Annotated in this window: 23 protein-coding genes; 16 read left to right on the top strand and 7 right to left on the bottom strand. The window is 64.4% G+C overall.

Features of this window, described 5'->3' with window-relative positions; genetic code table 11:
- Nucleotides 1-5 precede the first annotated feature (5 nt).
- Nucleotides 6-1,460 (top strand): glucose-6-phosphate dehydrogenase, encoded by a 1,455-nt coding sequence (gene zwf, locus CH268_RS06305; protein ID WP_027496815.1) that lies wholly within the window; start codon nt 6-8, stop codon nt 1,458-1,460.
- A gap of 30 nt (nt 1,461-1,490) precedes the next feature.
- Here the strand turns inward: zwf and CH268_RS06300 are convergent, their stop codons facing one another.
- Nucleotides 1,491-1,967 (bottom strand): hypothetical protein, encoded by a 477-nt coding sequence (locus tag CH268_RS06300; protein WP_032372573.1) that lies wholly within the window; start codon nt 1,965-1,967, stop codon nt 1,491-1,493.
- Nucleotides 1,968-2,093: 126 nt separating this feature from the next.
- On the opposite strand from CH268_RS06300, the gene thyX reads away from it, so the two are divergent.
- From thyX to CH268_RS06285, 3 genes are all read left to right on the top strand, one after another.
- Nucleotides 2,094-2,873, top strand: a complete 780-nt coding sequence (thyX, locus tag CH268_RS06295) for an FAD-dependent thymidylate synthase (RefSeq protein ID WP_228139203.1) — start codon at nt 2,094-2,096, stop codon at nt 2,871-2,873.
- Between the two features lie 99 nt (nt 2,874-2,972).
- Nucleotides 2,973-3,881: a 4-hydroxy-tetrahydrodipicolinate synthase gene (gene dapA / locus CH268_RS06290; RefSeq protein WP_027496818.1), complete on the top strand. Its 909-nt coding sequence runs from the start codon at nt 2,973-2,975 to the stop codon at nt 3,879-3,881.
- Nucleotides 3,882-3,988: 107 nt separating this feature from the next.
- A complete protein-coding gene (locus CH268_RS06285) occupies nt 3,989-5,740 on the top strand; it encodes a ribonuclease J (RefSeq protein WP_032366466.1) in 1,752 nt (583 codons plus the stop codon).
- Between the two features lie 3 nt (nt 5,741-5,743).
- Here CH268_RS06285 and CH268_RS06280 read toward each other — a convergent pair whose 3' ends face one another.
- Nucleotides 5,744-6,523: a sulfite exporter TauE/SafE family protein gene (locus CH268_RS06280; protein WP_094652950.1), complete on the bottom strand. Its 780-nt coding sequence runs from the start codon at nt 6,521-6,523 to the stop codon at nt 5,744-5,746.
- A gap of 79 nt (nt 6,524-6,602) precedes the next feature.
- On the opposite strand from CH268_RS06280, the gene CH268_RS06275 reads away from it, so the two are divergent.
- Together CH268_RS06275 and CH268_RS06265 are read left to right on the top strand one after the other, a co-directional pair.
- A complete protein-coding gene (locus CH268_RS06275; protein ID WP_094662960.1) occupies nt 6,603-7,226 on the top strand; it encodes a TIGR03085 family metal-binding protein in 624 nt (207 codons plus the stop codon).
- A 68-nt stretch (nt 7,227-7,294) separates the two neighbouring features.
- Complete coding sequence (locus CH268_RS06265; protein WP_176457860.1) at nt 7,295-9,985, top strand: DNA translocase FtsK; 2,691 nt, start codon at nt 7,295-7,297, stop codon at nt 9,983-9,985.
- Nucleotides 9,986-10,073: 88 nt separating this feature from the next.
- Here the strand turns inward: CH268_RS06265 and CH268_RS06260 are convergent, their stop codons facing one another.
- Nucleotides 10,074-10,358: a YciI family protein gene (locus CH268_RS06260; protein WP_027496823.1), complete on the bottom strand. Its 285-nt coding sequence runs from the start codon at nt 10,356-10,358 to the stop codon at nt 10,074-10,076.
- Nucleotides 10,359-10,399: 41 nt separating this feature from the next.
- Nucleotides 10,400-10,987, bottom strand: coding sequence for an amino-acid N-acetyltransferase (locus CH268_RS06255; RefSeq protein WP_237606192.1), 588 nt, complete (start codon nt 10,985-10,987; stop codon nt 10,400-10,402).
- A gap of 110 nt (nt 10,988-11,097) precedes the next feature.
- Here CH268_RS06255 and pgsA point away from each other — a divergent pair, with 110 nt between their 5' ends.
- The 5 genes from pgsA to CH268_RS27790 all read left to right on the top strand — a co-directional run bounded on the left by pgsA (nt 11,098) and on the right by CH268_RS27790 (nt 14,486).
- On the top strand, nt 11,098-11,784 hold the full coding sequence (pgsA, locus tag CH268_RS06250; RefSeq protein WP_441346967.1) for a CDP-diacylglycerol--glycerol-3-phosphate 3-phosphatidyltransferase: 687 nt from the start codon (nt 11,098-11,100) through the stop codon (nt 11,782-11,784).
- 219 nt (nt 11,785-12,003) lie between these two features.
- Nucleotides 12,004-12,345, top strand: a complete 342-nt coding sequence (locus tag CH268_RS06245; RefSeq protein WP_027496826.1) for a helix-turn-helix domain-containing protein — start codon at nt 12,004-12,006, stop codon at nt 12,343-12,345.
- 144 nt (nt 12,346-12,489) lie between these two features.
- Entirely contained in the window at nt 12,490-13,299 is an 810-nt protein-coding gene (locus CH268_RS06240) for a PspA/IM30 family protein (protein ID WP_027496827.1), read from the top strand.
- 45 nt (nt 13,300-13,344) lie between these two features.
- Complete coding sequence (gene pspM, locus CH268_RS06235) at nt 13,345-14,214, top strand: phage shock envelope stress response protein PspM (protein WP_230592957.1); 870 nt, start codon at nt 13,345-13,347, stop codon at nt 14,212-14,214.
- A gap of 98 nt (nt 14,215-14,312) precedes the next feature.
- A complete protein-coding gene (locus CH268_RS27790; RefSeq protein WP_027496829.1) occupies nt 14,313-14,486 on the top strand; it encodes a hypothetical protein in 174 nt (57 codons plus the stop codon).
- Nucleotides 14,487-14,498: 12 nt separating this feature from the next.
- Here CH268_RS27790 and CH268_RS06230 read toward each other — a convergent pair whose 3' ends face one another.
- Nucleotides 14,499-15,395: a diacylglycerol kinase gene (locus CH268_RS06230; RefSeq protein ID WP_094662958.1), complete on the bottom strand. Its 897-nt coding sequence runs from the start codon at nt 15,393-15,395 to the stop codon at nt 14,499-14,501.
- A gap of 238 nt (nt 15,396-15,633) precedes the next feature.
- On the opposite strand from CH268_RS06230, the gene CH268_RS06225 reads away from it, so the two are divergent.
- From CH268_RS06225 to CH268_RS06205, 5 genes are all read left to right on the top strand, one after another.
- Nucleotides 15,634-16,245, top strand: a complete 612-nt coding sequence (locus tag CH268_RS06225) for a TetR/AcrR family transcriptional regulator (protein WP_094663184.1) — start codon at nt 15,634-15,636, stop codon at nt 16,243-16,245.
- A 65-nt stretch (nt 16,246-16,310) separates the two neighbouring features.
- On the top strand, nt 16,311-17,483 hold the full coding sequence (locus CH268_RS06220; protein ID WP_032370149.1) for a glycosyltransferase: 1,173 nt from the start codon (nt 16,311-16,313) through the stop codon (nt 17,481-17,483).
- Between the two features lie 10 nt (nt 17,484-17,493).
- The gene (locus tag CH268_RS06215) at nt 17,494-17,685 is read left to right on the top strand and encodes a DUF3046 domain-containing protein (RefSeq protein ID WP_027496833.1); all 192 of its coding nucleotides are present in this window, start codon (nt 17,494-17,496) and stop codon (nt 17,683-17,685) included.
- A 193-nt stretch (nt 17,686-17,878) separates the two neighbouring features.
- Entirely contained in the window at nt 17,879-18,916 is a 1,038-nt protein-coding gene (recA, locus tag CH268_RS06210; protein WP_027496834.1) for a recombinase RecA, read from the top strand.
- 12 nt (nt 18,917-18,928) lie between these two features.
- Nucleotides 18,929-19,480 carry a regulatory protein RecX gene (locus tag CH268_RS06205; RefSeq protein ID WP_094662956.1) on the top strand — a complete coding sequence of 184 codons (552 nt, stop codon included), beginning with the start codon at nt 18,929-18,931 and terminating at the stop codon, nt 19,478-19,480.
- A 96-nt stretch (nt 19,481-19,576) separates the two neighbouring features.
- On the opposite strand, the gene CH268_RS06200 is transcribed toward CH268_RS06205, so the two are convergent.
- Both CH268_RS06200 and CH268_RS06195 read right to left on the bottom strand, forming a co-directional pair.
- Entirely contained in the window at nt 19,577-20,449 is an 873-nt protein-coding gene (locus tag CH268_RS06200; protein ID WP_027496836.1) for an amino acid ABC transporter permease, read from the bottom strand.
- On the bottom strand, nt 20,449-21,126 hold the full coding sequence (locus CH268_RS06195; RefSeq protein ID WP_027496837.1) for an amino acid ABC transporter permease: 678 nt from the start codon (nt 21,124-21,126) through the stop codon (nt 20,449-20,451). Before CH268_RS06195 ends, CH268_RS06200 begins: the two co-directional genes overlap by 1 nt.
- Nucleotides 21,127-21,155: the final 29 nt, after the last annotated feature.

Raw genomic sequence — 21,155 nt, 5'->3', positions numbered from 1 at the left:
CGAGCATGACCACTTTTCCGACAGGCATCGACACCGAACTTCCACCCCAGGTCGTCGTCCTGTTCGGGGCGACCGGAGATCTGGCCAAACGGAAATTGCTATCCGGGATGATGCATTTGGCGTTGTCCGAGCTGGCACCGAACATCCGCGTGGTGGGTACCTCGCTCGAAGAGATGTCCACCGACGAATTTCGCGCCCTTGCTCGCGAATCGATCAATGCGTACTCCAGCCGTAAAGTCGGCGACGAACAGTGGCGGCAGTTCGCGTCGCGGCTGACGTACGTCTCGCAGAAAGCCGGGCCGGCGGCGCTGGGTGCCGCGGTAGCCGAGGCCGAGATCGAACTCGGAGGCAACGCCAGGCGGTTGCACTACCTGTCGGTTCCGCCGAGAGCTGCACTGGCCGTAGTGGATACGCTCGCCTCCGCAGACCTGGTCAAGCGATCGCGCATCATCATGGAGAAGCCGTTCGGAACCGATCTGCAGAGCGCAATCGACCTGAACGCTCGCCTGCACGAGACCTTCGACGAAGAACAGATCTATCGAATCGATCACTTCCTCGGCAAGGAACCGGCGCAGAACATCCTGGCGTTCCGTTTCGCCAACGGGCTGTTCGAGCCGATCTGGAACCGCAACTTCATCGATCACGTTCAGATCGACATCCCGGAGGAGCTCGCCCTCGACGGTCGGGCCGGGTTCTACGAGTCCACCGGTGCGTACAAGGACATGGTCGTCACTCACCTGTTCCAGGTGCTCGCGTTCATGGCGATGGAACCGCCGACGGCACTCGAACCGCGTGCGATCGGTGAAGAGAAGAACAAGGTGTTTCGATCGATGGTCCCGCTGGACCCGAAAAATGTTGTGCGCGGACAATATACGGGCTACCGCTCGGAGGAAGGTGTCGCCCCCGATTCCGACACCGACACGTTCGTCGCACTGAAATGCGAAATAGACAACTGGCGCTGGGCAGGTGTGCCGTTCTACCTCCGTAGCGGGAAACGTCTCGCCGAAGGCCAACGCATCATTTCGATAGCGTTCCGAGAGCCACCGAAGAGCATGTTCCCTGCCGGTTCGGGCGTCGGAGCGCAAGGTCCCGACCACCTCACCTTCGACCTGGCGGACGCATCGAAGGTGTCGCTGTCGTTCTACGGCAAGCGGCCCGGGCCCGGGATGCGGCTGGACAAACTGAGCATGCAGTTCGCCACTCACGAAACCGAACGCGCCGGCGACGTGCTCGAGGCCTACGAGCGGTTGATTCTCGACGCCATGTACGGCGACCACACGCTGTTCACGACGGCGGAGGGTATCGAACGACTGTGGCAGGTATCGGAGCCGTTGCTGGCCGATCCACCGCCCGTGCGCCTGTACTCACCGGGGTCGTGGGGCCCCAACGCAATTCATCAACTCATCGCGCCGCATGCCTGGCGGCTGCCGTTCGAGCGACAGTGGAGAGAGAAGAAGTAGAGGCGCGAAAAGAAACAGGGGAGTGAGCCCTCAGTTGTTCCAGCCGCGGTCCTTGCGCATCTGATCTCGTAGCGCGCCCTGAACTGCTTGGGAGAGCCACGAGTTCAGGGACACCCCGCTGTTGTTCGCTGCGTCCTCGGCTCGTTCCTTGATTTGCTCGACGAGTCGGAGCGTGACGCGTCGTACCTCGCCCGAGACGTCGTCCATGGTCGGATACTCCTCGGCAACAGGCTCTTTGGGCTCGCCGTCGTGGTCCGATGTCGAATCGTTGCGTCGAACGTCTGCGTGTGCCTGCCCACCGTCCAGGCGGACGACCACGGTTCGATCGTCCAGTGCGTTCGACACCTCGGCCGCGAAGTCCGACAGGGCGGTCAGCAGCATCAACCGCGCCGACGCTTCCGCGGTCTTGCCGAGGGCCTCGGCTGTCTGCCGGGTGTGTTCATCGCCCAACGCCGCCGCGGCCATCAAATCGGTGCGCAGCGTGTCGGTGTACTGGCTCAGTTCCATGACGCCAGTGTGACGTCTTGGATGGCGTCAGTCAAGGCGTCGGGTGATGTCAGGTCGACGTCACGAAGGCACCAGCGGTGGCGTCGTGCGCGGCAGGGTGCGGTCGTCGCCGTTTAGGGTTGGGCGGTGTCGTCAGAAATCAGAGGTCGAGCTGCGCCTCGAACAGTCGCGCTGAACGTGCAGTTGGTGGCCCGAACCGAGTTCGTTCCACCCGCCGACATCCCGTGGGAGACCGACGCGGACGGTGGGCAGGCGTTGGTGGAATTCGCAGGCAGAGCGTGTTACCAGAGTTGGTCGAAACCGAACCCTCGCACTGCGACCAATGCGTCGTATCTGCGTCATCTGCTCGACGTCGGACACCTGTCGGTGCTCGAGCACGCGAGCGTGAGCTTCTACATCACCGGTATCTCCCGGTCGTGCACACACGAGTTGATTCGGCATCGACATTTCTCGTACTCGCAGTTGTCGCAGCGCTTCGTGCCCGAACACGATGCCAACGTGGTGCTTCCGCCGGCCGTGGAGGGCGATCCCGAGCTCGAGGCCCTGTTCGCATCGGCGACGGAGGCGAGTCGGGCCGCGTACAGCGAGTTGCTCGCTGCCCTCGACGGCAAACTGGAGTCGGTCACCAATGCTGCCTTGCGGGGCAAGCAGGCGCGGCAGGCCGCGAGATCGGTTCTGCCGAACGCGACCGAGACACGCGTGGTGGTGAGTGGTAACTATCGCGCCTGGCGGCATTTCGTGTCGATGCGGGCCTCGGAGCACGCGGACGTCGAAATCCGCCGCGTCGCCGTCGAATGTCTGCGTAAGCTCGTGGACGTGGCACCCGACGTGTTCGGCGACTTCGAGATCACGACCCAGCCGGACGGAACGGAAGTCGCACGCAGCCCCTTCGTCACCGAGGTCTAGGAATCGCGTTCGAGGCTCGAACGGACCGGCGCGGACCACCGGTGTCAGCGGGGAGTCCCGCTGCGTAGGAGTGGGTAAAGCACCGGGTAATCTGCTGCCATGACCTACGGTGACGCCGCTCCTTCCGTTGCGCCTGTGTTCGGTACGGTGCTCACCGCAATGGTGACCCCGTTCACGGCCGACGGGAAGTTGGATATCGACGCAGGCGTTCGGCTCGCGCATCATCTCGTCGAACAGGGAAACGACGGGCTGGTGCTGGCCGGGACGACGGGTGAGTCGCCCACCACCACCGAGAACGAGAAGCTCGAGCTGTTGCGCGCCGTGATCGCGGCCGTCGGACATCGGGCTCGAATCATCGCCGGGGCCGGAAGCAACGACACCGCACACAGCGTCGAACTGGCCCGTGATGCCGCTCGCGCCGGTGCGCACGGCCTGCTCGTGGTCACCCCGTACTACTCCAGGCCACCGCAGGCGGGCCTCTACGCCCACTTCACTGCGGTCGCCAACGCCACCGATCTGCCAGTGATGCTCTACGACATTCCGCCTCGATCGGTCGTCCCCATCGAGACCGAAACGCTGCGTCGGCTCGCCGAGCACCCCCGCATTCTTGCCGTCAAGGATGCGAAGGGCGATCTCAACGCCGGTGCCGAGCTGATCGCGTCGACCGGTCTGCAGTTCTACTCGGGAGACGACCCGCTGAACCTGCCCTGGCTCTCCGTGGGTGCCACCGGGTTCGTCAGTGTCATCGGGCACCTCGTCCCGGCCCGTCTGCGCGAACTGCACACAGCATTCATGATGGGCGACATCGCCCGCGCCCAAGCGATCAACGTCAGCCTCATCCCGGTCATCCGTTCGGTGGCACGCCTCGGCGGCGTCAGCGCATCGAAGGCAGGCCTGCGCCTCATCGGACTCGATGTCGGCGAACCACGACTTCCCCAGGTGCCACCGAGCATCGATCACATCGAATTGCTCGCAGCCGAGCTGCGGGCGGCAGGAGTTCTTGTATGACACGACCTAACAGATCGCGCGGACGCGCAACCCGAAACGCCGGACCGCCGTCCGAGCGTCCCGCTCCCAAGCAGGGCCAACCTTCGGGTGCCCGCCAGGGCAAGCCGATGGTGCAGAATTCCGCTCGGACGCAGCGTCCCGACAAGCGTCGTGAGTTCGACCCGACCGAGCGTCTCGGCACACCGCCGAAGGCGCCGTTCAAGGGCCTACGAGTGGTCGCGCTCGGCGGAATCGGCGAAATCGGTCGCAACATGACCGTCTTCGAGCATCAAGGCAAGATGCTGATCATCGACTGTGGCGTCCTGTTCCCCGAGGACCAGCAGCCGGGCGTCGACCTGATTCTGCCCGACTTCAGGCACATCGAGAACCGCATGGCCGATGTCGAGGCGGTGGTGCTGACGCACGGTCACGAGGACCACATCGGCGCAGTCCCGTTCTTGCTTCGACTGCGTCCCGACCTGCCCGTCGTCGGATCGAAGTTCACCCTCGCGCTGGTCGCGGCCAAGTGCCGTGAACACCGGCTGCGGCCGAATCTCGTCGAGGTGATCGAGGGTCAACACACACAGCACGGACCGTTCGACTGCGAGTACTTCGCCGTCAACCACTCCATTCCCGACGCCCTTGCGATCGCCATCAGAACCGACGCCGGTCTGGTGCTACACACCGGAGACATCAAGCTCGATCAGCTGCCGCTCGACGGTCGTCTGACCGACCTGGCCGGTTTCTCACGGCTCGGTGACGAGGGCGTGGACCTCTTCCTGGTCGACTCCACCAATGCCGAGGTGCCCGGATTCGTCACGCCGGAACGGGAGATCGGCGGAGTGCTCGACACCGTCATCGGCAAGGCGAAGCAGCGCGTCATCGTCGCGTCGTTCGCCAGTCACGTGCACCGCATCCAGCAGGTCATCGACGTGGCCGAGCGGTACAACCGCCGAGTGGCATTCGTCGGTCGTTCCATGGTGCGCAACATGCAGATCGCCCAGGATCTCGGCTACCTGCGGGTGCCCGACGGCCTCGAGGTCAATGTCGATACCGCCGCAACGCTTCCCGACGACCGGTTGGTGCTCATCTCCACCGGTTCGCAGGGCGAGCCGTTGTCGGCGCTGTCCAGGATGGCTCGCGGCGAGCACCGTCAGATCAACGTCAAGGCCAACGATCTCGTGGTGCTGGCGTCGTCGCTGATCCCGGGCAACGAGAACTCCGTGTTCGCGGTGGTCAACGGCCTCGCCAAGCGTGGCGCGACCGTCGTGACGCAGCAGAACGCGAAGGTGCACGTCTCGGGTCACGCATCGGCAGGCGAATTGCTGTACCTCTACAACGCAGTGCGGCCGACCAACGCCATGCCGGTACACGGCGAGTGGCGTCACCTGCGGGCCAATGCCGCTTTGGCAAAGGCGACCGGTGTATCCGAGGACCGGATCGTGCTCGCCGAGGACGGCGTCGTTGTCGACATGGTCGACGGGCTCGCCGAGATCGTCGGGCAGGTCCCGGTCGGTCACGTCTACGTCGACGGCTTGTCGGTCGGCGATGTCGGAGATTCGACGCTGTCGGATCGTCTGGTGCTCGGCGAGGGCGGCTTCATCGCGATCAGCGTTGCCGTCGATTCGGCCACCGGCCGTGCAGTGACCGCACCCGAGGTGTCCGGTCGCGGCTTCTCCGACGACCCGGCGGCCCTGAAAGAGGCCGGCCAGCTCGTGGAGGCCGAGCTGCAGCGGCTGGCCTCGGACGGAGTGTCCGATACCCACCGGATCGCTCAGGCCGTCCGCCGCGTCGTGGGCCGATGGGTAGCGGACAAGTATCGGCGTAAACCGATGATCGTTCCGACGATCATCGCGGTCAAGCCGCAACCGCAGTCCTAGAGTTCAGACGAGCAGTCGCCACAGGCCGATGAGGCCGAGGACGACGATGGCACCGCGCAGGGCCGCCGGCGACAGCCGGCGGCCGTAGCGTGCTCCCACCGCTCCGCCGATGAGGGAGCCGGCCGCGATCAGACCGGCGGCCTGCCAGCTGATGTCGTCGAATCGAAAAATCGTGAAAGCAACTGCTGCAACGACATTCACCACCAGCGAGAGCAAGTTCTTGGCAGCGTTCATGCGCTGCATGGATTCGGGGAGCAGTGCGCCCATCACTCCGATGAGCAGGATTCCTTGTGCTGCAGTGAAGTAGCCGCCGTAGATTCCGACCAGCAGAGTGCCGACGGTGACCAGTGCCATGCGGCCGCGGCCGATGTGGCCGGCCGCCTTGCCGGCCGCCTCGGACCGACGTTTGGCCCAGGCCTGGATCTTCGGTTGTGCGACAACGAGAATCAACGCACCGATGAGCAACACCGGAACGACAGAGGCGAATACTTTTTCGGGCAGATGCAACAGCAGCCACGCGCCACCGAGTGCGCCGAAGAAAGAGGCGGGAAGCTGCCAACGCAGTCGGTGCCATTGTCCGCGAAGTTCCCGGCGATACCCCCAGGTACCCGAGACGCTTCCCGCCACCAGTCCGATGGCGTTGGACATCGTGGCGACCACCGGGGGATAGCCGAACGCGACCAGGGTGGGGAACGTGATCAACGTGCCCGAACCGACGACGGCGTTGATTGCACCGGCCCCGAGACCGGCGAGCAGGATGACGAGAATTTCCGATACCGGCACTGTTGGGAGGTTACCCAGACGAAGGAGTCGGTCTCCCGGCAGGATGCCGCTCCTTCGGTGTAGCCGTAGCCTGAAGTACGTGAGCCTTGCCCAGGATGAACGTTCCCAGCTTGTTAGAACCCTTCTCGACGTCGGTCCCGATGCGCCGACACTGTGCGGTGAGTGGACTGCTGCCGATCTGGCCGCGCACCTCGTCGTTCGCGAACGGCGGCTCGATGCGTCGCCGGGTATCTTTCTCGGTCCGTTGTCCGGATACACGGAGCGGGTCCAGCGTTCCGTTGCGAATCGACCGTTCGCGTCGGTGGTCGAGGACGTTCGGACCGGGCCGCCGATGTGGTCGCCGTTCGCCCTGCTGGATCCGCTGATCAACCTCGGTGAGATGTTCGTGCATCACGAGGATCTGCGCCGCGCGGAAGGGAAGTGGACCCGACGGGTTCTGCCCAGCGCGGTCGAGTCCCGACTGTGGCCCCAGGTGCGGTTGATCGGACGAGCAGGGCACCGCTCGGCACCGGTTCCGGTGCACGTCCGTACCCCGGACGGCCGACAGGCCACCTTCAAGGGTGGCTCGGGCCCTGGTGTGACGGTGGTGGGGGAGCCCTCCGAACTCCTTCTCTATGCGTTCGGTCGGGACCAGGTAGAGGTCGTGTACGAAGGTTCTGCGAACGATGTCGCCGCCGTGAAGGCGCTCGACCTGAGTTTCTGACGCACATCCGTCGTTGTTACTGGTGTTGCGGATGGTTTCGACGGGGCTGTTGCGACTAGCCTGGGGGCATGGCAGGAAAGACCAGCACCTCCACCGCCAGGGCCGGATCCAGCGGATCCGGCTCCTCGCGCGCGTCCGGTACCTCTCGTAAGTCCGGTACCGGCCGCACGGCTCGAACCGTCACGACACCGAAGAAGCCCACCGCACCGCGCAACCCGGCGACCACGCGGGCAAGCGCATCGTCTCGCGGTAAGGCACCCGCGAGAGGTGCTGCGTCGCGGCGGCCCCCCACGAAGAAGAAGTCCCGCGGTGCGCTCGACGCGATCGGTCGCGGAATCGCGTCCACGTGGTCGATGGCGGCACGAGGTGTCGGTGCCACCACACGCACCGTCAGTAAGGCCGCGGACATCGAGCACGGTCACCGACGTGACGGAATCGCCCTCGGGCTCATCGCCGTCAGCGTCGTCGTCGCCGCAAGCGTGTGGTTCAGTGCCGGCGGCCCGGTCGGTGAGTGGATCGAGGTAGGGATCCGTGCCGTCATCGGCGACGCCGGCTACGTCGCACCCGTGCTGGGGGTGGCGATCGCCGTCGTGCTGATGCGTTCCGAGCCTCGCCCCGAGGTCAGACCACGCCTGGTCCTGGGCTCGATACTGCTGGGCTTGCCCGTTCTCGGGCTGTGGCACATGGCGGCGGGGTCACCGACCGACGCCACCGGCCGGTCCGAAGGAGCGGGCTTCGTCGGCTACGTTGCGGGAGGACCCATCGCCGACGGCCTGACGGTGTGGCTCGCCGTACCGTTGCTGCTGCTCGCCGGCCTGTTCGGCGTGCTGCTGCTCACCGGCACCACGGTACGAGACGTACCGGACCGGATGCGGGCACTGTTCGGTACCGACAGTCGAGGCGACGAATACGACGAGTACGACCCGGCCGATTTCGGTTCGGAATTCGGCGACGAGGGCTACGGCGACTACGACTCGAACTTCGACGCCGACGGATACCCGGTGCACGGCACCACCGACCCGTACGACAACTACCCGACCGAGGAGTACATCCCGGTCGTCAAGCCATCACGCGCTCGCAAGACCCCTGCACCGGCACCGGAGGCCCCCACCGAGGTCATGACGCCTGCCGCGGCCGCACCGGTCCCGGTGCCCGAGCCTGCCGCGCCCCCGCGGCCGAAGCCCAAGCCGATCGTCAAGGCCGCCGAACCCAAGCCGGCTGCCGACGACGACAAGATCGTCGTCGATCGCGTCGTCGACGGCGACTACACGCTGCCGTCGTTGTCGCTGCTCATCGACGGTGATCCGCCCAAGACGCGCAGCCAGGCGAACGACGCGATGATCGAGGCCATCTCCGAGGTACTCGAGCAGTTCAAGATCGACGCTGCGGTCACCGGATTCACCCGCGGACCGACGGTCACCCGCTACGAGGTGGAGCTCGGACCGGGCGTCAAGGTCGAGAAGATTACTGCGCTGGCACGCAACATCGCCTACGCGGTCGCGACCGACAACGTGCGATTGCTCGCCCCGATCCCCGGCAAGTCCGCCGTCGGTATCGAGGTGCCGAACTCGGATCGCGAGATGGTCCGCCTCGCCGATGTGCTGACCGCCCCGTCGACCCGCAAGGATCACCACCCTCTGGTGATCGGCCTCGGCAAGGACATCGAAGGCGATTTCGTCAGCGCCAACCTGGCGAAGATGCCGCACCTGCTGGTGGCGGGATCCACCGGTTCGGGTAAATCGAGCTTCGTGAACTCGATGCTCGTGTCGCTGCTGGCACGGGCGACACCCGACGAGGTCCGGATGATTCTGATCGACCCGAAGATGGTCGAGTTGACGCCGTACGAGGGCATCCCGCACCTCATCACGCCGATCATCACGCAGCCGAAGAAAGCTGCCGCGGCCCTGGCCTGGCTGGTCGAGGAGATGGAGCAGCGCTACCAGGACATGCAGATCAACAAGGTCCGGCACATCGACGACTTCAACAAGAAGGTGCGGTCCGGCGAGATCACCGCACCGTTGGGCAGCGAACGCGTCTACCGGCCGTACCCCTACATCCTTGCCATCGTCGACGAGCTTGCCGACCTGATGATGACCGCTCCTCGCGACGTCGAGGAAGCGATCGTGCGCATCACCCAGAAGGCGCGCGCCGCAGGTATCCACCTGGTGCTCGCCACGCAGCGTCCGTCCGTCGACGTCGTCACCGGTCTGATCAAGACGAACGTGCCCTCACGTCTGGCGTTCGCCACGTCGTCGTTGACCGACTCGCGAGTCATCCTCGATCAGCCCGGAGCTGAAAAGCTGATCGGCATGGGCGACGCGCTGTTCCTGCCGATGGGTGCGGGCAAGCCGACGCGTCTGCAGGGTGCGTTCATCACGGACGAGGAAATCTCGGCCGTCGTCGACTTCGCCAAGAATCAGGCCGAGCCCGAGTACAACGACACCGTCACCGCCGCGAAGGTCTCGGACAAGAAGGACGTCGACCCCGACATCGGTGACGACCTCGACGTGCTGCTGCAGGCCGTCGAACTCGTCGTCACCAGCCAGTTCGGTTCCACGTCGATGCTGCAACGCAAGCTACGGGTCGGATTCGCCAAGGCAGGACGACTGATGGACCTCATGGAGAACCGCGGCGTCGTGGGTCCGAGCGAGGGCTCGAAAGCCCGTGAAGTTCTCGTCAAGCCCGACGAACTCGACGGACTGCTGTGGTCGATCAAGGGCGGGGACCCGGACGAGCAGCCGGCGTCCGAGGAGTTCTGACGGGCCCTGCACCTGCGTGAATGGACCATTGCACAGCCGTCTGGGCGGTGCAATGGTCCATTCACGCAGAACGGGTGGGCGAGCAGACTCAGGCCGTGAACGCGCCCATCACCGGTGTCCATTCGTGGAAGTCTGCCGACTCGATGAGGTTCTCGACCGCGAAGGGATCCTGGGCGAACAGTGATTCCACGGATGCGGCGTCCGGGCCATCCACGAGCAGCAGAGCGCCGCTGTCGTCGGCGAACGGGCCACTGGAGACGAGCGTCTTCTTCTCCAACAAGTCGGCCAGCCACGCCCGGTGTGCGGCGCGATGGGTGTCGCGGCCCTCGGTTGTCGTGGGGGAGTAGGTGTAGGTGACGGCGATCAGGGGCATGGAGCTCACTTCCGGATTCGAGGGGTGTCCGGAGAATTCTGTCAGAGCGAAAGCAGCATGCGCGTGTTGCCCAATGTGTTCGGCTTGACGTAGCTCAGGTCGAGAAACTCTGCGACGCCGGTGTCGTAGGACCGGCACATCTCCGCGTACACCTCGGCAGTGACGGGCGTTCCCTCGATTTCGGAGAAGCCGTGCCGGGCGAAGAAATCTACTTCGAAGGTCAGCACGAACACCTTCTGCAGCGCCAGCTCGCGTGCCACCTCGATGAGTTTGGCGACGATCAGGTGGCCGGCTCCGTGCCCTTTGGCTGCGGGGTCGACTGCCACCGTGCGTACCTCACCCAGGTCTGCCCAGAGCACGTGCAGAGCTCCGCATCCGATGACGTCGCCTGCGCGCTCGGCAATCCAGAACTCCTGCACTGCCTCGTACAGCGTCACCAGGTTCTTCTCGAGCAGGATTCGGCCCGCGTAGATGTCGATCAGCCGCTTGATCTCGGGAATGTCGGAGGTTCGGGCTCGACGCACGACCAGGGTGGCGTCGCCGATGGACGTGCCGTCCACGGTGTCGGAATACTCGTCGGATTCGGGATCGGCAGTGTCGCGACTCGCCCGATTCGGCCCAGAAGTCATGTGGTGAACAGTAGTCACCGATGCAACCGATAAACTTTCCGTGTGTCGTTCAGCGAGCAGTGTCCCCGTCTCGACGGGTCGGTGCTGCCCGAACGCCGACACAGCAACGAATGCCCGGTCCGCGGCCGAGAAGCGGCTTCGTGACCGGCCCGACAGCGCCGGGCCACGGTGTTCCGTCCAGCGGTGCCTCGCGCAGTGCGGGGCTGCCGCACGGCAACGCTGCTCCGGGCGGATCGGACGCCGTCCCGCTGCTCAACATCGCCAATGTGTTGACCGTGCTGCGCATCGCTCTGGTTCCGGTCTTTCTTGCGGCACTGTTCGTCGGAGACGGTCACGACACCTCGTGGCGGTTGGCGGCGACGGCGATCTTCGCCGCAGCGGCCATCACCGACCGGATCGACGGCCAACTCGCCCGCAAGTACGGACTCGTCACCGATTTCGGGAAGATGGCCGACCCCATCGCCGACAAGGCGCTGATCGGCGCTGCCCTCGTCGGGCTGTCGATGTTGGGCGATCTGTCCTGGTGGGTGACGGCGATCATCGGGGTACGCGAAATAGGCATCACCGCGGTCCGTTTCGCCGTCATTCGTCACGGAGTCATTCCGGCCGGTCGTGGCGGCAAGGTCAAGACACTGGTCCAGACATTCGCGATCGGCGTGTATCTGTGTCCGCTGCCCAGCGCAGTCGATCCAGTGGCGGTGGCGCTGATGGCTCTGGCGGTTCTGCTGACCGTGTACACCGGCCTGGACTACGTGGTTCAGGCGATTCGGTTGCGCCGGGGTGTGTCCTCGGTGTGAGTGCATTCGACGGGCGTCCACGAGGCGATGCGGGAAGTTACAGTTCTGACAACCGTGTCGGAGCCCCTTCGGCGCGTGTCGGAAGCGACGGGCATATAGGGTCGGGAACCAATCGGGCCGGCTGGGACGTTGACCCTACGACGGCTCCGAACGAACGATACGAACGTGGTCGTCTCGACGGCACAGTCGTCGGCAACAGCACCAACGAGGAGGAGCGAGATGGCGCTGCTATTGCGTGAAGCACTCGGCGACAGTTTGCGGCGTACTCGCGTCGCACAGAGCCGCACCCTGCGTGAAGTCTCGAACACCGCGCGCGTGAGCCTCGGCTACCTCTCCGAGGTGGAGCGTGGTCGCAAGGAAGCGTCGAGCGAACTGCTCGCAGCGATCTGCGATGCTCTTGCCGTTCCCCTCTCCGACGTGATGAGCGACGTGAGTATCACGCTGTCGGATGCATCCACCGCTGCTGTGCGTGCCGAGGAATCGGCTGTGGCCACCCGCATCGACGGAGATACACGAGTCGTGATTCCGGCACCTGCTGCCAGAGCTCTCGCCGCCGCCTAAGATCGAACGAGTAGCCGAAGTCGGCTGCCGGCCCCACCGAATCACCCGAACATCACTGCACTGACAGGTTCATTTCGGTCACTGCGACAGCAGCCGACCCGTACGCGGCCACCGCGGCGCAACAGATGGAGGCAGGACCACCCCATGGCTAATCCTTTCGTCAAGGCCTGGAAATACATGATGGCGCTCTTCAATTCCAAGATCGACGAGAAGGCCGACCCCAAGGTTCAGATTCAGCAGGCGATCGAAGACGCGCAGCGGCAGCACCAGGCGCTGTCGCAGCAGGCGGCGTCCGTCATCGGCAATCAGCGTCAGCTCGAGATGAAGCTCAGCAGGCAGCTGGACGAGGTCGAGAAGCTCAACGCCAACGCTCGTCAGGCCGTGACGCTGGCCGATCAGGCCGCCACCGCAGGTGACGTCGAGAAGGCCACGCAGTACACCAACGCGGCCGAGGCGTTCGCGGCTCAGCTCGTGACCGCCGAGCAGAGCGTCGAGGACCTCAAGGTTCTGCACGATCAGTCTCTGCAGGCTGCCACGCAGGCCAAGAAAGCCGTCGAGCAGAACGCGATGGCCCTGCAGTCGAAGGTCGCCGAGCGCACCAAACTGCTCAGCCAGCTCGAGCAGGCGAAGATGCAGGAGAAGGTCAGCGAATCGCTGCGCTCGATGGACAGCACGTTGTCGGCACCGGGAAACACCCCGAGTCTCGATGCGGTGCGCGACAAGATCGAGCGTCGTTACGCAGACGCGCTCGGTTCCGCCGAGCTCGCTCAGAACTCCGTGTCCGGACGCATGCTCGAGGTTCAGCAGGCATCTGTGCAGATGGCTGGTCACAGCCGGCTCGAGCAGATCCGTGCCTCCATGGCCGGTGACTCCCTGCCCACGGGTAATTCCGCCGCCAAGCCGTCGATCGCCAAGGCCCCGGACGCAACGCCCGAGCCGCCGGCACAGGCGTGATCGACCGAACGCGAAGTTCGTTCGAGTAGACAGTAGTTCCGACGCATGAGCAACAAGAATCACGAACCCGGCCGGTCGCGTAAGCGGCCGGCCGTTTCGCTGGACAGGGAGACGGTGACAGCCGCCGTTGCCGAATCCGGAGCGGTGGTCCGGTCTCTGGCCGAGACAGCGCGGGCCGCAGGAACCTCACTGCTCGATGCCGCCGGCCGTCGTAAGGATCCACGTGCCAAGCACCTGAAGAAGATTCGACGGGCTCGCCGGCGAAGTATCAGGTTCGGGGCCGCGTCGACGACCACTGCCGTGAGTACTGCGGGGATCGCAGCCTTGTCGGCTCCGGAATGGACTCTGTTCGTCGGTGGTGGTTCTGCCGCGCTCTTGGCCGTTCCTGCTGTGTACGCCTTCGGTCGTTTGCGGCGACTGCGAGGTCAACCGGTTCCGGTGGGACTGCCCGGCAGGCGTTCGTTACCGCAGCGTGGATCTGCCGCCTTCGAGCCGATGTCACGATTGGCGGGCGCAGAGCAGAGTCTGTTCGAGCTGCTCGGAATTCTGGCGCGATCGGGCACCATCGCCCCCGAGGACGTCGAAGAGATGATCGGCGTTGCCTCGGATGCGGTGAGGGGCTTGGAAGGTGTTGCCGTCGATATTGCGGCCCTCGAACGTGCGGGAGCGGCAAGCGCATCGACACGCACGCATCTACGGCCCGGAATCGAGGCTGCAGCAAGCGATCTCGCTGCCGGAGTGGACCAGTACGAGGATCTCGTCGCCGCTGCAGCCCGGATGACCGGACCGGCCGGGTCCACGTCGAAGAACGTGGTGGAATCTCATCGCCGAGAATTGTTGTCTGCCACCGATCGACTGCAAGGGTGGGCCGACGCGCTCACCGAACTCGACGAGATCCGGTCACGACACCGGTGAGAAGATCAGGGTTCACCCCGATGTGTTCGCCGTGATCGGCTGCCAGTATCGACATAACGCGATACGACCCGGTGCGCGTCACACGGTAGGAGCCGTTCATGTTCTGGAAGATTCTCGGATTCATCGTTCTCGTCTGGATCGCACTTGCCTTGCTGGGCAGCATCATCAAGGGCTTGTTCTGGTTGGTCGTGGCCGGGGCCATCGTCTTCGGGCTGGTGTGGCTGTACAAGGCCATCTCCTCCGGTCACGACCGTTCGTCGCTGAAATACTGACTGCCGACCGCGTTACGTGCGCAGTGGGGAATCCGCTCCGACGAACACTCGCAACGCACGCGGCACGCATTCGATCGTGACGGGTAATTCTGCGATGCGTTCGCCGTCTGCGTACGCCACCATGTCGTCGCAGCGCACGGTCACGTTCCGGGCGCTGTAGACCTCGACCTCCGGAAGGTCGACGTGGGCACCCCGATACAACGTCGGCGACAGCGCAAGCAGTCGCGTTCGACTCACATCCCGGACGACAGTGATGGCGAACAGCCCGTCGTCCACTCGTGCGGTCGGGCAGATGGCCATGCCGCCGCCGTAGCTGCTGCCATTTCCGACGGCGACGAGAACGGCATCCAGATGCAGCTCGGCGTCATCCAATTCTATTGTGTACGAAAGTGTTCGGAGAGCAGCCAACTGCAATAGCATGGCCGCGTTGTACCGCAGCGGGCCGGCAAGCCACTGCATGCGGCCGGCGCGCTCGGTGACCAGTGAATCGAAGCCACTCGACAGGACCGTACCGAACCAGCGCGTCCCGACCCTACCGAGATCTATCGACCTCACGACTCCGTCGACCACGAGATCCGCGGCGCGGGTGGCATCGTCGAGGGGGACCCCGAGCGTCCGGGCCAAATCGTTGCCTGTGCCCGCAGGAATCAGTCCGAGCGGAGTGTCGGTTCCCGCGATCACCTGGAGCGCGAGATTGACGACCCCGTCGCCGCCCACGGCAACGACGGCATCCGTCCCGCACCCGACGGCTCGCTTCAACAACTCCAGCGCATCACCCGCCGTTCGGCCCTCGACGGTCGAGACGTCGAGTTCACGCTCGCGCAGACGCGTCACGGCTCGCCGTGACGCGTGGACTGCTCGACCACCGCCGGCCGTGGGATTGGTCAGGACGGTCACCGATCGCGTCATGCAAGCTCGAATTCGTCGGTCACTCGATCAGCTTGCCAGGGTCGAGGTTTCCTGCGCAGGTCGGCGGCGTGATCGGCACCCGACAATGGCACCGAAGAATACGGACGGACGGGCCGACGGTCACTGTGCAACATGGTGTCGCTGTTACTGTGAGGTATAGTAACGACACGAAATGTTTCCGAGTGAAGTACTTTACTTCCGACCGTTGTGCGAAGGGTGATCTGTGATCGAGCAGCAGGTGTCGACTCCCGCCTCGCTCGAGTCCTCCCCGGAGGCAGCACCCGAGAAGTCGGTGGAGGACACCGTTCTCGACGCCGCACGATCGTGCATCCTCGAACGAGGAGTCAAGCGTACGACCCTTGCCGAGATCGCACGACGCGCCAAAGTCAGCAGGCCCACGGTGTACCGGCGGTGGGCCGATACCCGAGCAGTGGTGTCGAGCCTGCTCACCCGTGAGATCGCTGCCCTGATTCCCGACTTCGACGCCACCGCGTCCGGACGCGAGCAGATCGTCGTTGCTGTGGTTCAGGCGGGAGATCGGATAAGGCAGCATCCGCTGTTCGTCAAGATTCTGCGGTCGGACTCGGACGTGCTCGCGACCTACATTCTGCACCGCCTCGGTACCAGCCAATCGTTGATCATCGATGCGGTGGCGCGTCTTGTCGAAGCGGGACAACGTGATTCGTCGGTCCGCGACGGGGATCCGAATACCCTGGCGACGCTCGTCCTGCTCATGGTCCAGTCCGCCGTCCAGTCCGCCGAGATGGTGTCCGAACGGGTTCCGGGTGGCGAGGTGGTACGCCAGATGGCGGACGCCGTCGACGCCTACCTTCGTCCCGACAAAGCCTGACCGTCGGCACCGCTGCCCGGCACGATCGGTGATCGTCCAGCGCGGCGATGTGGCACGCTGAGCGCGTGCGAGTAGCAGTGGTGGCCGGCCCGGACCCAGGACATGCGTTTCCCGCCATCGCCTTGTCGCTGTTGTTCGAGCGGGCGGGTGACGATCCGGTCCTGTTCACCGGAAGCCGGTGGGTCGGCGACGCCAGAGCGGCCGGTCTTCGCACGCTCCCACTGGGTGGCCTGCTGCCGCGACCGGAGGACGACGATCTCGATGCCGGGCAGCGCATTCATTCGCGCGCAGCCTTTGTCGCGACAGAACTGTTGCCGGACCTCGAGCGCGAGAACGTCGATCTGGTGGTCTCCGATATTCTCACCGCCGGAGGCGGAATGGCTGCCGAGCGATTGGGAATTCCCTGGGTCGAGCTCTCGCCCCACCCGCTGTATTCGCCATCGAAGGGGTTGCCGCCCATCGGAAGTGGGCTCGCGCCCGGACGCGGTGTTCGGGGTCGTCTTCGCGATACGGTGATGCGCGCGTTGACGGCGCGCTCGATCGCCCGCGGGCAGCAACAGCGCGCCGACGCCCGAGTGAGCATCGGACTACCCGCACGCGATCCCGGGCCGGCTGCTCGGCTCATCGCCACCATTCCCGCACTCGAAGTGCCGCGGCCCGACTGGCCGAGGGATGCCCATGTGGTGGGCCCACTGCTGTGGGAGCCCACCGACGAATTGCTCGACGTCCCCGCCGGCGATACGCCGCTGGTGATGGTGGCCCCGTCGACGGCGTTCACCGGGGCCGAGGGAATGTTGGAGATGGCTCTGAAGGGATTGGACGGCACAGGCGTCCGGGTAGTGGCCTCGGTGCTCGACGGGGGCCCCGACGACGTGCCGGAATGGGCGAATGCCGGACTCGGTCGCCAGGACGAATTGCTTCGCCGCGCCGATGTCGTGGTGTGCGGAGGTGGTCACGGCATGTTGGCCAAGGCGCTCATCCACGGAGTTCCAGTGGTCACCGTGCCGGGCGGCGGCGATCAGTGGGAGCTGGCGAACCGGGCCGCTCGGCAGGGGAGTGCCGTACTGGTGCGCCCCGCCACCGCGGGTGCAATTGCCGACGCCGTGTCCGCCGTGCTGTCCGACCCTCGTCATGCGGCGGCAGCGACCTCGGCGGCTGCAGGCGCGCATCACGTCGAGGATCCTGTCTCGGTCTGCCGCGAGGTGCTCGCCGGTAGCGACGCCGAGGGCGGGCGTTAGGCTGATCGATGTGCGTCTGACCGAATTTCGTGAACTGCTCACCGAGGAGTTCGGCTCCGTTCGAGGCAATTCCCTGCTCGCCGATCATGTGCTGTCCGGTATCGGACGGACGGGCGCGCAGGCCATCGAAGACGGTGTCGACCCGCGGGAAGTATGGCGGTCGATCTGTTACGAGTTCGATGTGCCCAAGGAACGTTGGTAGCTCCACCGCATCGGCTCGAGTCGCTCGGCGTGTCGAAAGCCGTGGTAGTTGACTCGAACACGTGTTCGCCTATGCTGATGTCAACGGTTGCTGGCCGGTCTCGAAGAACTTCTTGTCGGTACCCCGTTCTAGCGTTACCGCCAACAAGCTGATCGACAGACACAGCTGAACGAAACGACACAGGGAGCTCACGATGGCTGCATACGACCGCGACAAAGCGCTCGATCTCGCACTCGCGCAGATCGACAAGAATTTCGGTAAGGGCTCGGTGATGCGCCTCGGCGACGAGGTCCGTCAGCCCATCGCCGTCATCCCCACGGGATCGATCGCGCTCGACGTGGCACTCGGCATCGGAGGTCTGCCCCGCGGCCGAGTCATCGAGGTCTACGGTCCTGAGTCCTCGGGTAAGACCACCGTCGCATTGCACGCGGTGGCCAGCGCTCAGCGTGCCGGCGGAATCGCCGCGTTCATCGATGCCGAGCACGCGCTCGATCCCGACTACGCGAAGAAGCTCGGTGTCGACACCGACGCACTGTTGGTCTCGCAGCCCGACACCGGTGAGCAGGCCCTGGAAATCGCCGACATGTTGATTCGCTCCGGTGCCCTCGACATCCTCGTCGTCGACTCGGTGGCCGCACTGGTACCGCGCGCCGAGATCGAAGGCGAGATGGGTGACAGTCACGTGGGTCTGCAGGCCCGTCTGATGAGCCAGGCGCTGCGCAAGATCACCGGTGCCATGAGCAACTCCGGTACCACCGTGATCTTCATCAACCAGTTGCGCGAAAAGATCGGCGTCATGTTCGGTTCCCCCGAAACCACCACCGGTGGTAAGGCATTGAAGTTCTATGCCTCGGTACGTCTGGACATCCGTCGGATCGAGACGCTGAAGGACGGAACCGAGGCCATCGGTAACCGCACCCGTGTCAAGGTCGTCAAGAACAAGGTCGCGCCGCCTTTCAAGCAGGCCGAATTCGACATCATCTACGGCAAGGGCATCAGCCGTGAAGGCTCGTTGATCGACATGGGTGTCGAGCACGGGTTCATCCGCAAGTCGGGCTCGTGGTTCACCTACGAAGGCGATCAGCTCGGACAGGGCAAGGAGAACGCCCGTAAGTTCATGCTCGAGAATCCCGATGTGCGTGACGAAATCGAGAAGAAGATTATGGAGAAGCTGCAGATCGGTGCGGACGTCACCGCAGAGGAGCCCGCAGCTGCTCCGGTCGACTTCTAACCTGGGTTCGCTGTGCAGCAGCGAGACAACGGCGGCGGCACCGAAGCGCAGGCGAAAGACGTCTGCCTTCGGCTGCTGACCGACCGGGCCCGCAGCAGACACGAACTCGAAGCCAGCTTGGCCAAGAAGGGTTTCACCGACGAGGTCTCCACCGCAGTGCTCGACCGACTCGAGAAGGCGAAACTCGTCGACGACGAGTCGTTTGCGGAGCAGTGGGTTCAATCTCGGCACAAGTACTCCGGCAAGGGCAAACTCGCTCTGAGCATGGAGCTGCGGAACAAAGGCGTCAGCAACGAGTTGGCCGTGAACGCCCTGGATCTGATCGATGCCGAAGACGAGCGTCAGCGTGCTGCGGAGTTGGTGCGCAAACGATTCCGAACGCTGCATCTGCCGGATCCGAACGGGCCCGACGCACGAGTCGAACGCGACAAAGTGGTGCGCAAGTTGGTCGGGATGCTGGCCCGCCGCGGCTACTCGCAGGGAATGGCATTCGCCGTGGTCAAGGAACAACTCGATCGCGTGGGAGCCGACACCGAAGACTTCGACGGCCCAGATTCGATGTGATCGTCCACATCGAGTCCAGGCAGTCGAGAAACAGTATGGCCCGCAACACCATCGGTGTTGCGGGCCATACTGCTGTGCAGCCGAACGGTGCGGAGCTCAGGCCGCTTGACCGCCGTCGAGTGCAGGCACGACAGCGGCGGTGCCGCCCTTACGCTTTCGCGATCGCAGACGCCGCTCGACCACGGTCGCCAGTTTCGTCAACGCCGAGTTGATGATGATCATGATGACGGCGACGATGATCAGCGACGGGAGGTAGTTGCTGTAGAACGCGCCGACCTGCTGACCGGAACGGACGACTTCGACGTACCCGATGATGTATCCCAGCGCCGAGTCCTTCAGTGCCACCACCATCTGCGAGATGATGGCGGGCAGCATCGCGGTCACGGCCTGGGGGAGCAGTACCAGGGTCATGACCTGGCTCTTGCGCATGCCCAGCGCCGAGGCGGCTTCGCGCTGACCCTTCGGCAGTGAATTGACTCCGGCACGTACGATCTCGGCGATCACCGATCCGTTGTACAGAGTGAGGCCGGTGACCACCGCGGCCAACGCCAGGTACTTGACCTTGAAGACCTCGTAATCGGCGTACACCGCGTACAGGAAGATCATCAGGATCAGCACGGGAACTGCACGGAACAATTCGACAATCGCACCGCTGACGATCCGTACAGCGCGGTGATCCGAGAGGCGGCCGATGCCGAGGACGGCACCGAGAATCAGGGCGAACACGATCGACAATGCCGCCGCGACCAGAGTTCCCTGAATACCGGGCAACAGGTACGTGGTCCACGTTGTCGATTCGAGGAACGGGTCCCACTTCTCGGCAGTGAGCTGCCCCTTCGAGTCGAGGGCGCGGTAGATCAGAAATGCGATTCCGAGCGAGATCACCGCGACGACGACAGTCAGAATGCGGTATCGCAGTACCGCTTTGGGTCCGGGAACGTCGTACAGAACTGCTACTGCATCACTCATCATGACACCGCCAATCGCTTGCTGATGTAGCCGAACAGCAACCCGGTCGGGAGCGTCAAGATCATGAAGCCGAGCGCGAAGATTCCGCCGACGACGAAGATCGCGGCCTCGTTCTCGATCATGTTCTTCATCAGGAACGACGCCTCGGCGACGCCGATGACCGATGCGATGGTCGTGTTCTTCGTCAACGCGATCACGACGCTTCCCAGCGGGCCGACCACCGCGCGGAACGCCTGAGGAAGAACGACGATCGAGATGTTCTGGGTGAACGTCATTCCCAGCGAGCGGCCCGCTTCGGCCTGCCCCACCGGGACGGTGTTGATGCCCGAGCGCAGTGACTCGGCCACGAACGACGCGGTGTAGATGCTCAGCCCGAGGATTGCCAATCGAAAGTTGTTGTCGTCGAGTGACGTCGGTGAGGACTCCGACGCCAGAGAAACGCCCATTGTCTGATACAGCCCGAACGAGGTGAACAGAATGATCAGGGTCAAGGGGGTGTTACGAAAGATGGTGACGTACGTCGCCGCAATTCCGCGCGCGATCGGAATGGGTGATACGCGCATGGCGGCGATGATCGTTCCGATGACCAACGCACCGACGAGGGATGCCAACGTCAGGTAGATGGTCGAGAGGAACGCGTCGATCAGTTGATCGCCGTACTTGCTCAATAGGTTCACGGTGCTTGTTGATCCTCACGGCTCGGCGA

Origin of the sequence: Rhodococcus sp. 06-1460-1B (genome assembly GCF_002258475.1) — a bacterium.
In the GTDB taxonomy this organism is placed as follows: Bacteria; Actinomycetota; Actinomycetes; order Mycobacteriales; family Mycobacteriaceae; genus Rhodococcoides; species Rhodococcoides fascians.
The sequence above is the reverse complement of the archived record's forward strand: the minus strand, read 5'-3'. Positions and strand labels throughout refer to the sequence as shown.

Coding starts and splice junctions, on each gene's coding strand:
- recA (WP_027496834.1), top strand. CDS start 17,879: ATGGCTGCATACGACCGCGACAAAGCGCTCGATCTCGCACTCGCGCAG.
- CH268_RS06230 (WP_094662958.1), bottom strand. CDS start 15,395: ATGACGCGATCGGTGACCGTCCTGACCAATCCCACGGCCGGCGGTGGT.
- CH268_RS06245 (WP_027496826.1), top strand. CDS start 12,004: ATGGCGCTGCTATTGCGTGAAGCACTCGGCGACAGTTTGCGGCGTACT.
- pgsA (WP_441346967.1), top strand. CDS start 11,098: ATGCCCGGTCCGCGGCCGAGAAGCGGCTTCGTGACCGGCCCGACAGCG.
- CH268_RS06300 (WP_032372573.1), bottom strand. CDS start 1,967: ATGGAACTGAGCCAGTACACCGACACGCTGCGCACCGATTTGATGGCC.
- pspM (WP_230592957.1), top strand. CDS start 13,345: ATGAGCAACAAGAATCACGAACCCGGCCGGTCGCGTAAGCGGCCGGCC.
- CH268_RS06265 (WP_176457860.1), top strand. CDS start 7,295: ATGGCAGGAAAGACCAGCACCTCCACCGCCAGGGCCGGATCCAGCGGA.
- CH268_RS06200 (WP_027496836.1), bottom strand. CDS start 20,449: ATGAGTGATGCAGTAGCAGTTCTGTACGACGTTCCCGGACCCAAAGCG.
- CH268_RS06255 (WP_237606192.1), bottom strand. CDS start 10,987: ATGACTTCTGGGCCGAATCGGGCGAGTCGCGACACTGCCGATCCCGAA.
- CH268_RS06260 (WP_027496823.1), bottom strand. CDS start 10,358: ATGCCCCTGATCGCCGTCACCTACACCTACTCCCCCACGACAACCGAG.
- CH268_RS27790 (WP_027496829.1), top strand. CDS start 14,313: ATGTTCTGGAAGATTCTCGGATTCATCGTTCTCGTCTGGATCGCACTT.
- CH268_RS06240 (WP_027496827.1), top strand. CDS start 12,490: ATGGCTAATCCTTTCGTCAAGGCCTGGAAATACATGATGGCGCTCTTC.
- CH268_RS06285 (WP_032366466.1), top strand. CDS start 3,989: ATGGTGCAGAATTCCGCTCGGACGCAGCGTCCCGACAAGCGTCGTGAG.
- dapA (WP_027496818.1), top strand. CDS start 2,973: ATGACCTACGGTGACGCCGCTCCTTCCGTTGCGCCTGTGTTCGGTACG.
- zwf (WP_027496815.1), top strand. CDS start 6: ATGACCACTTTTCCGACAGGCATCGACACCGAACTTCCACCCCAGGTC.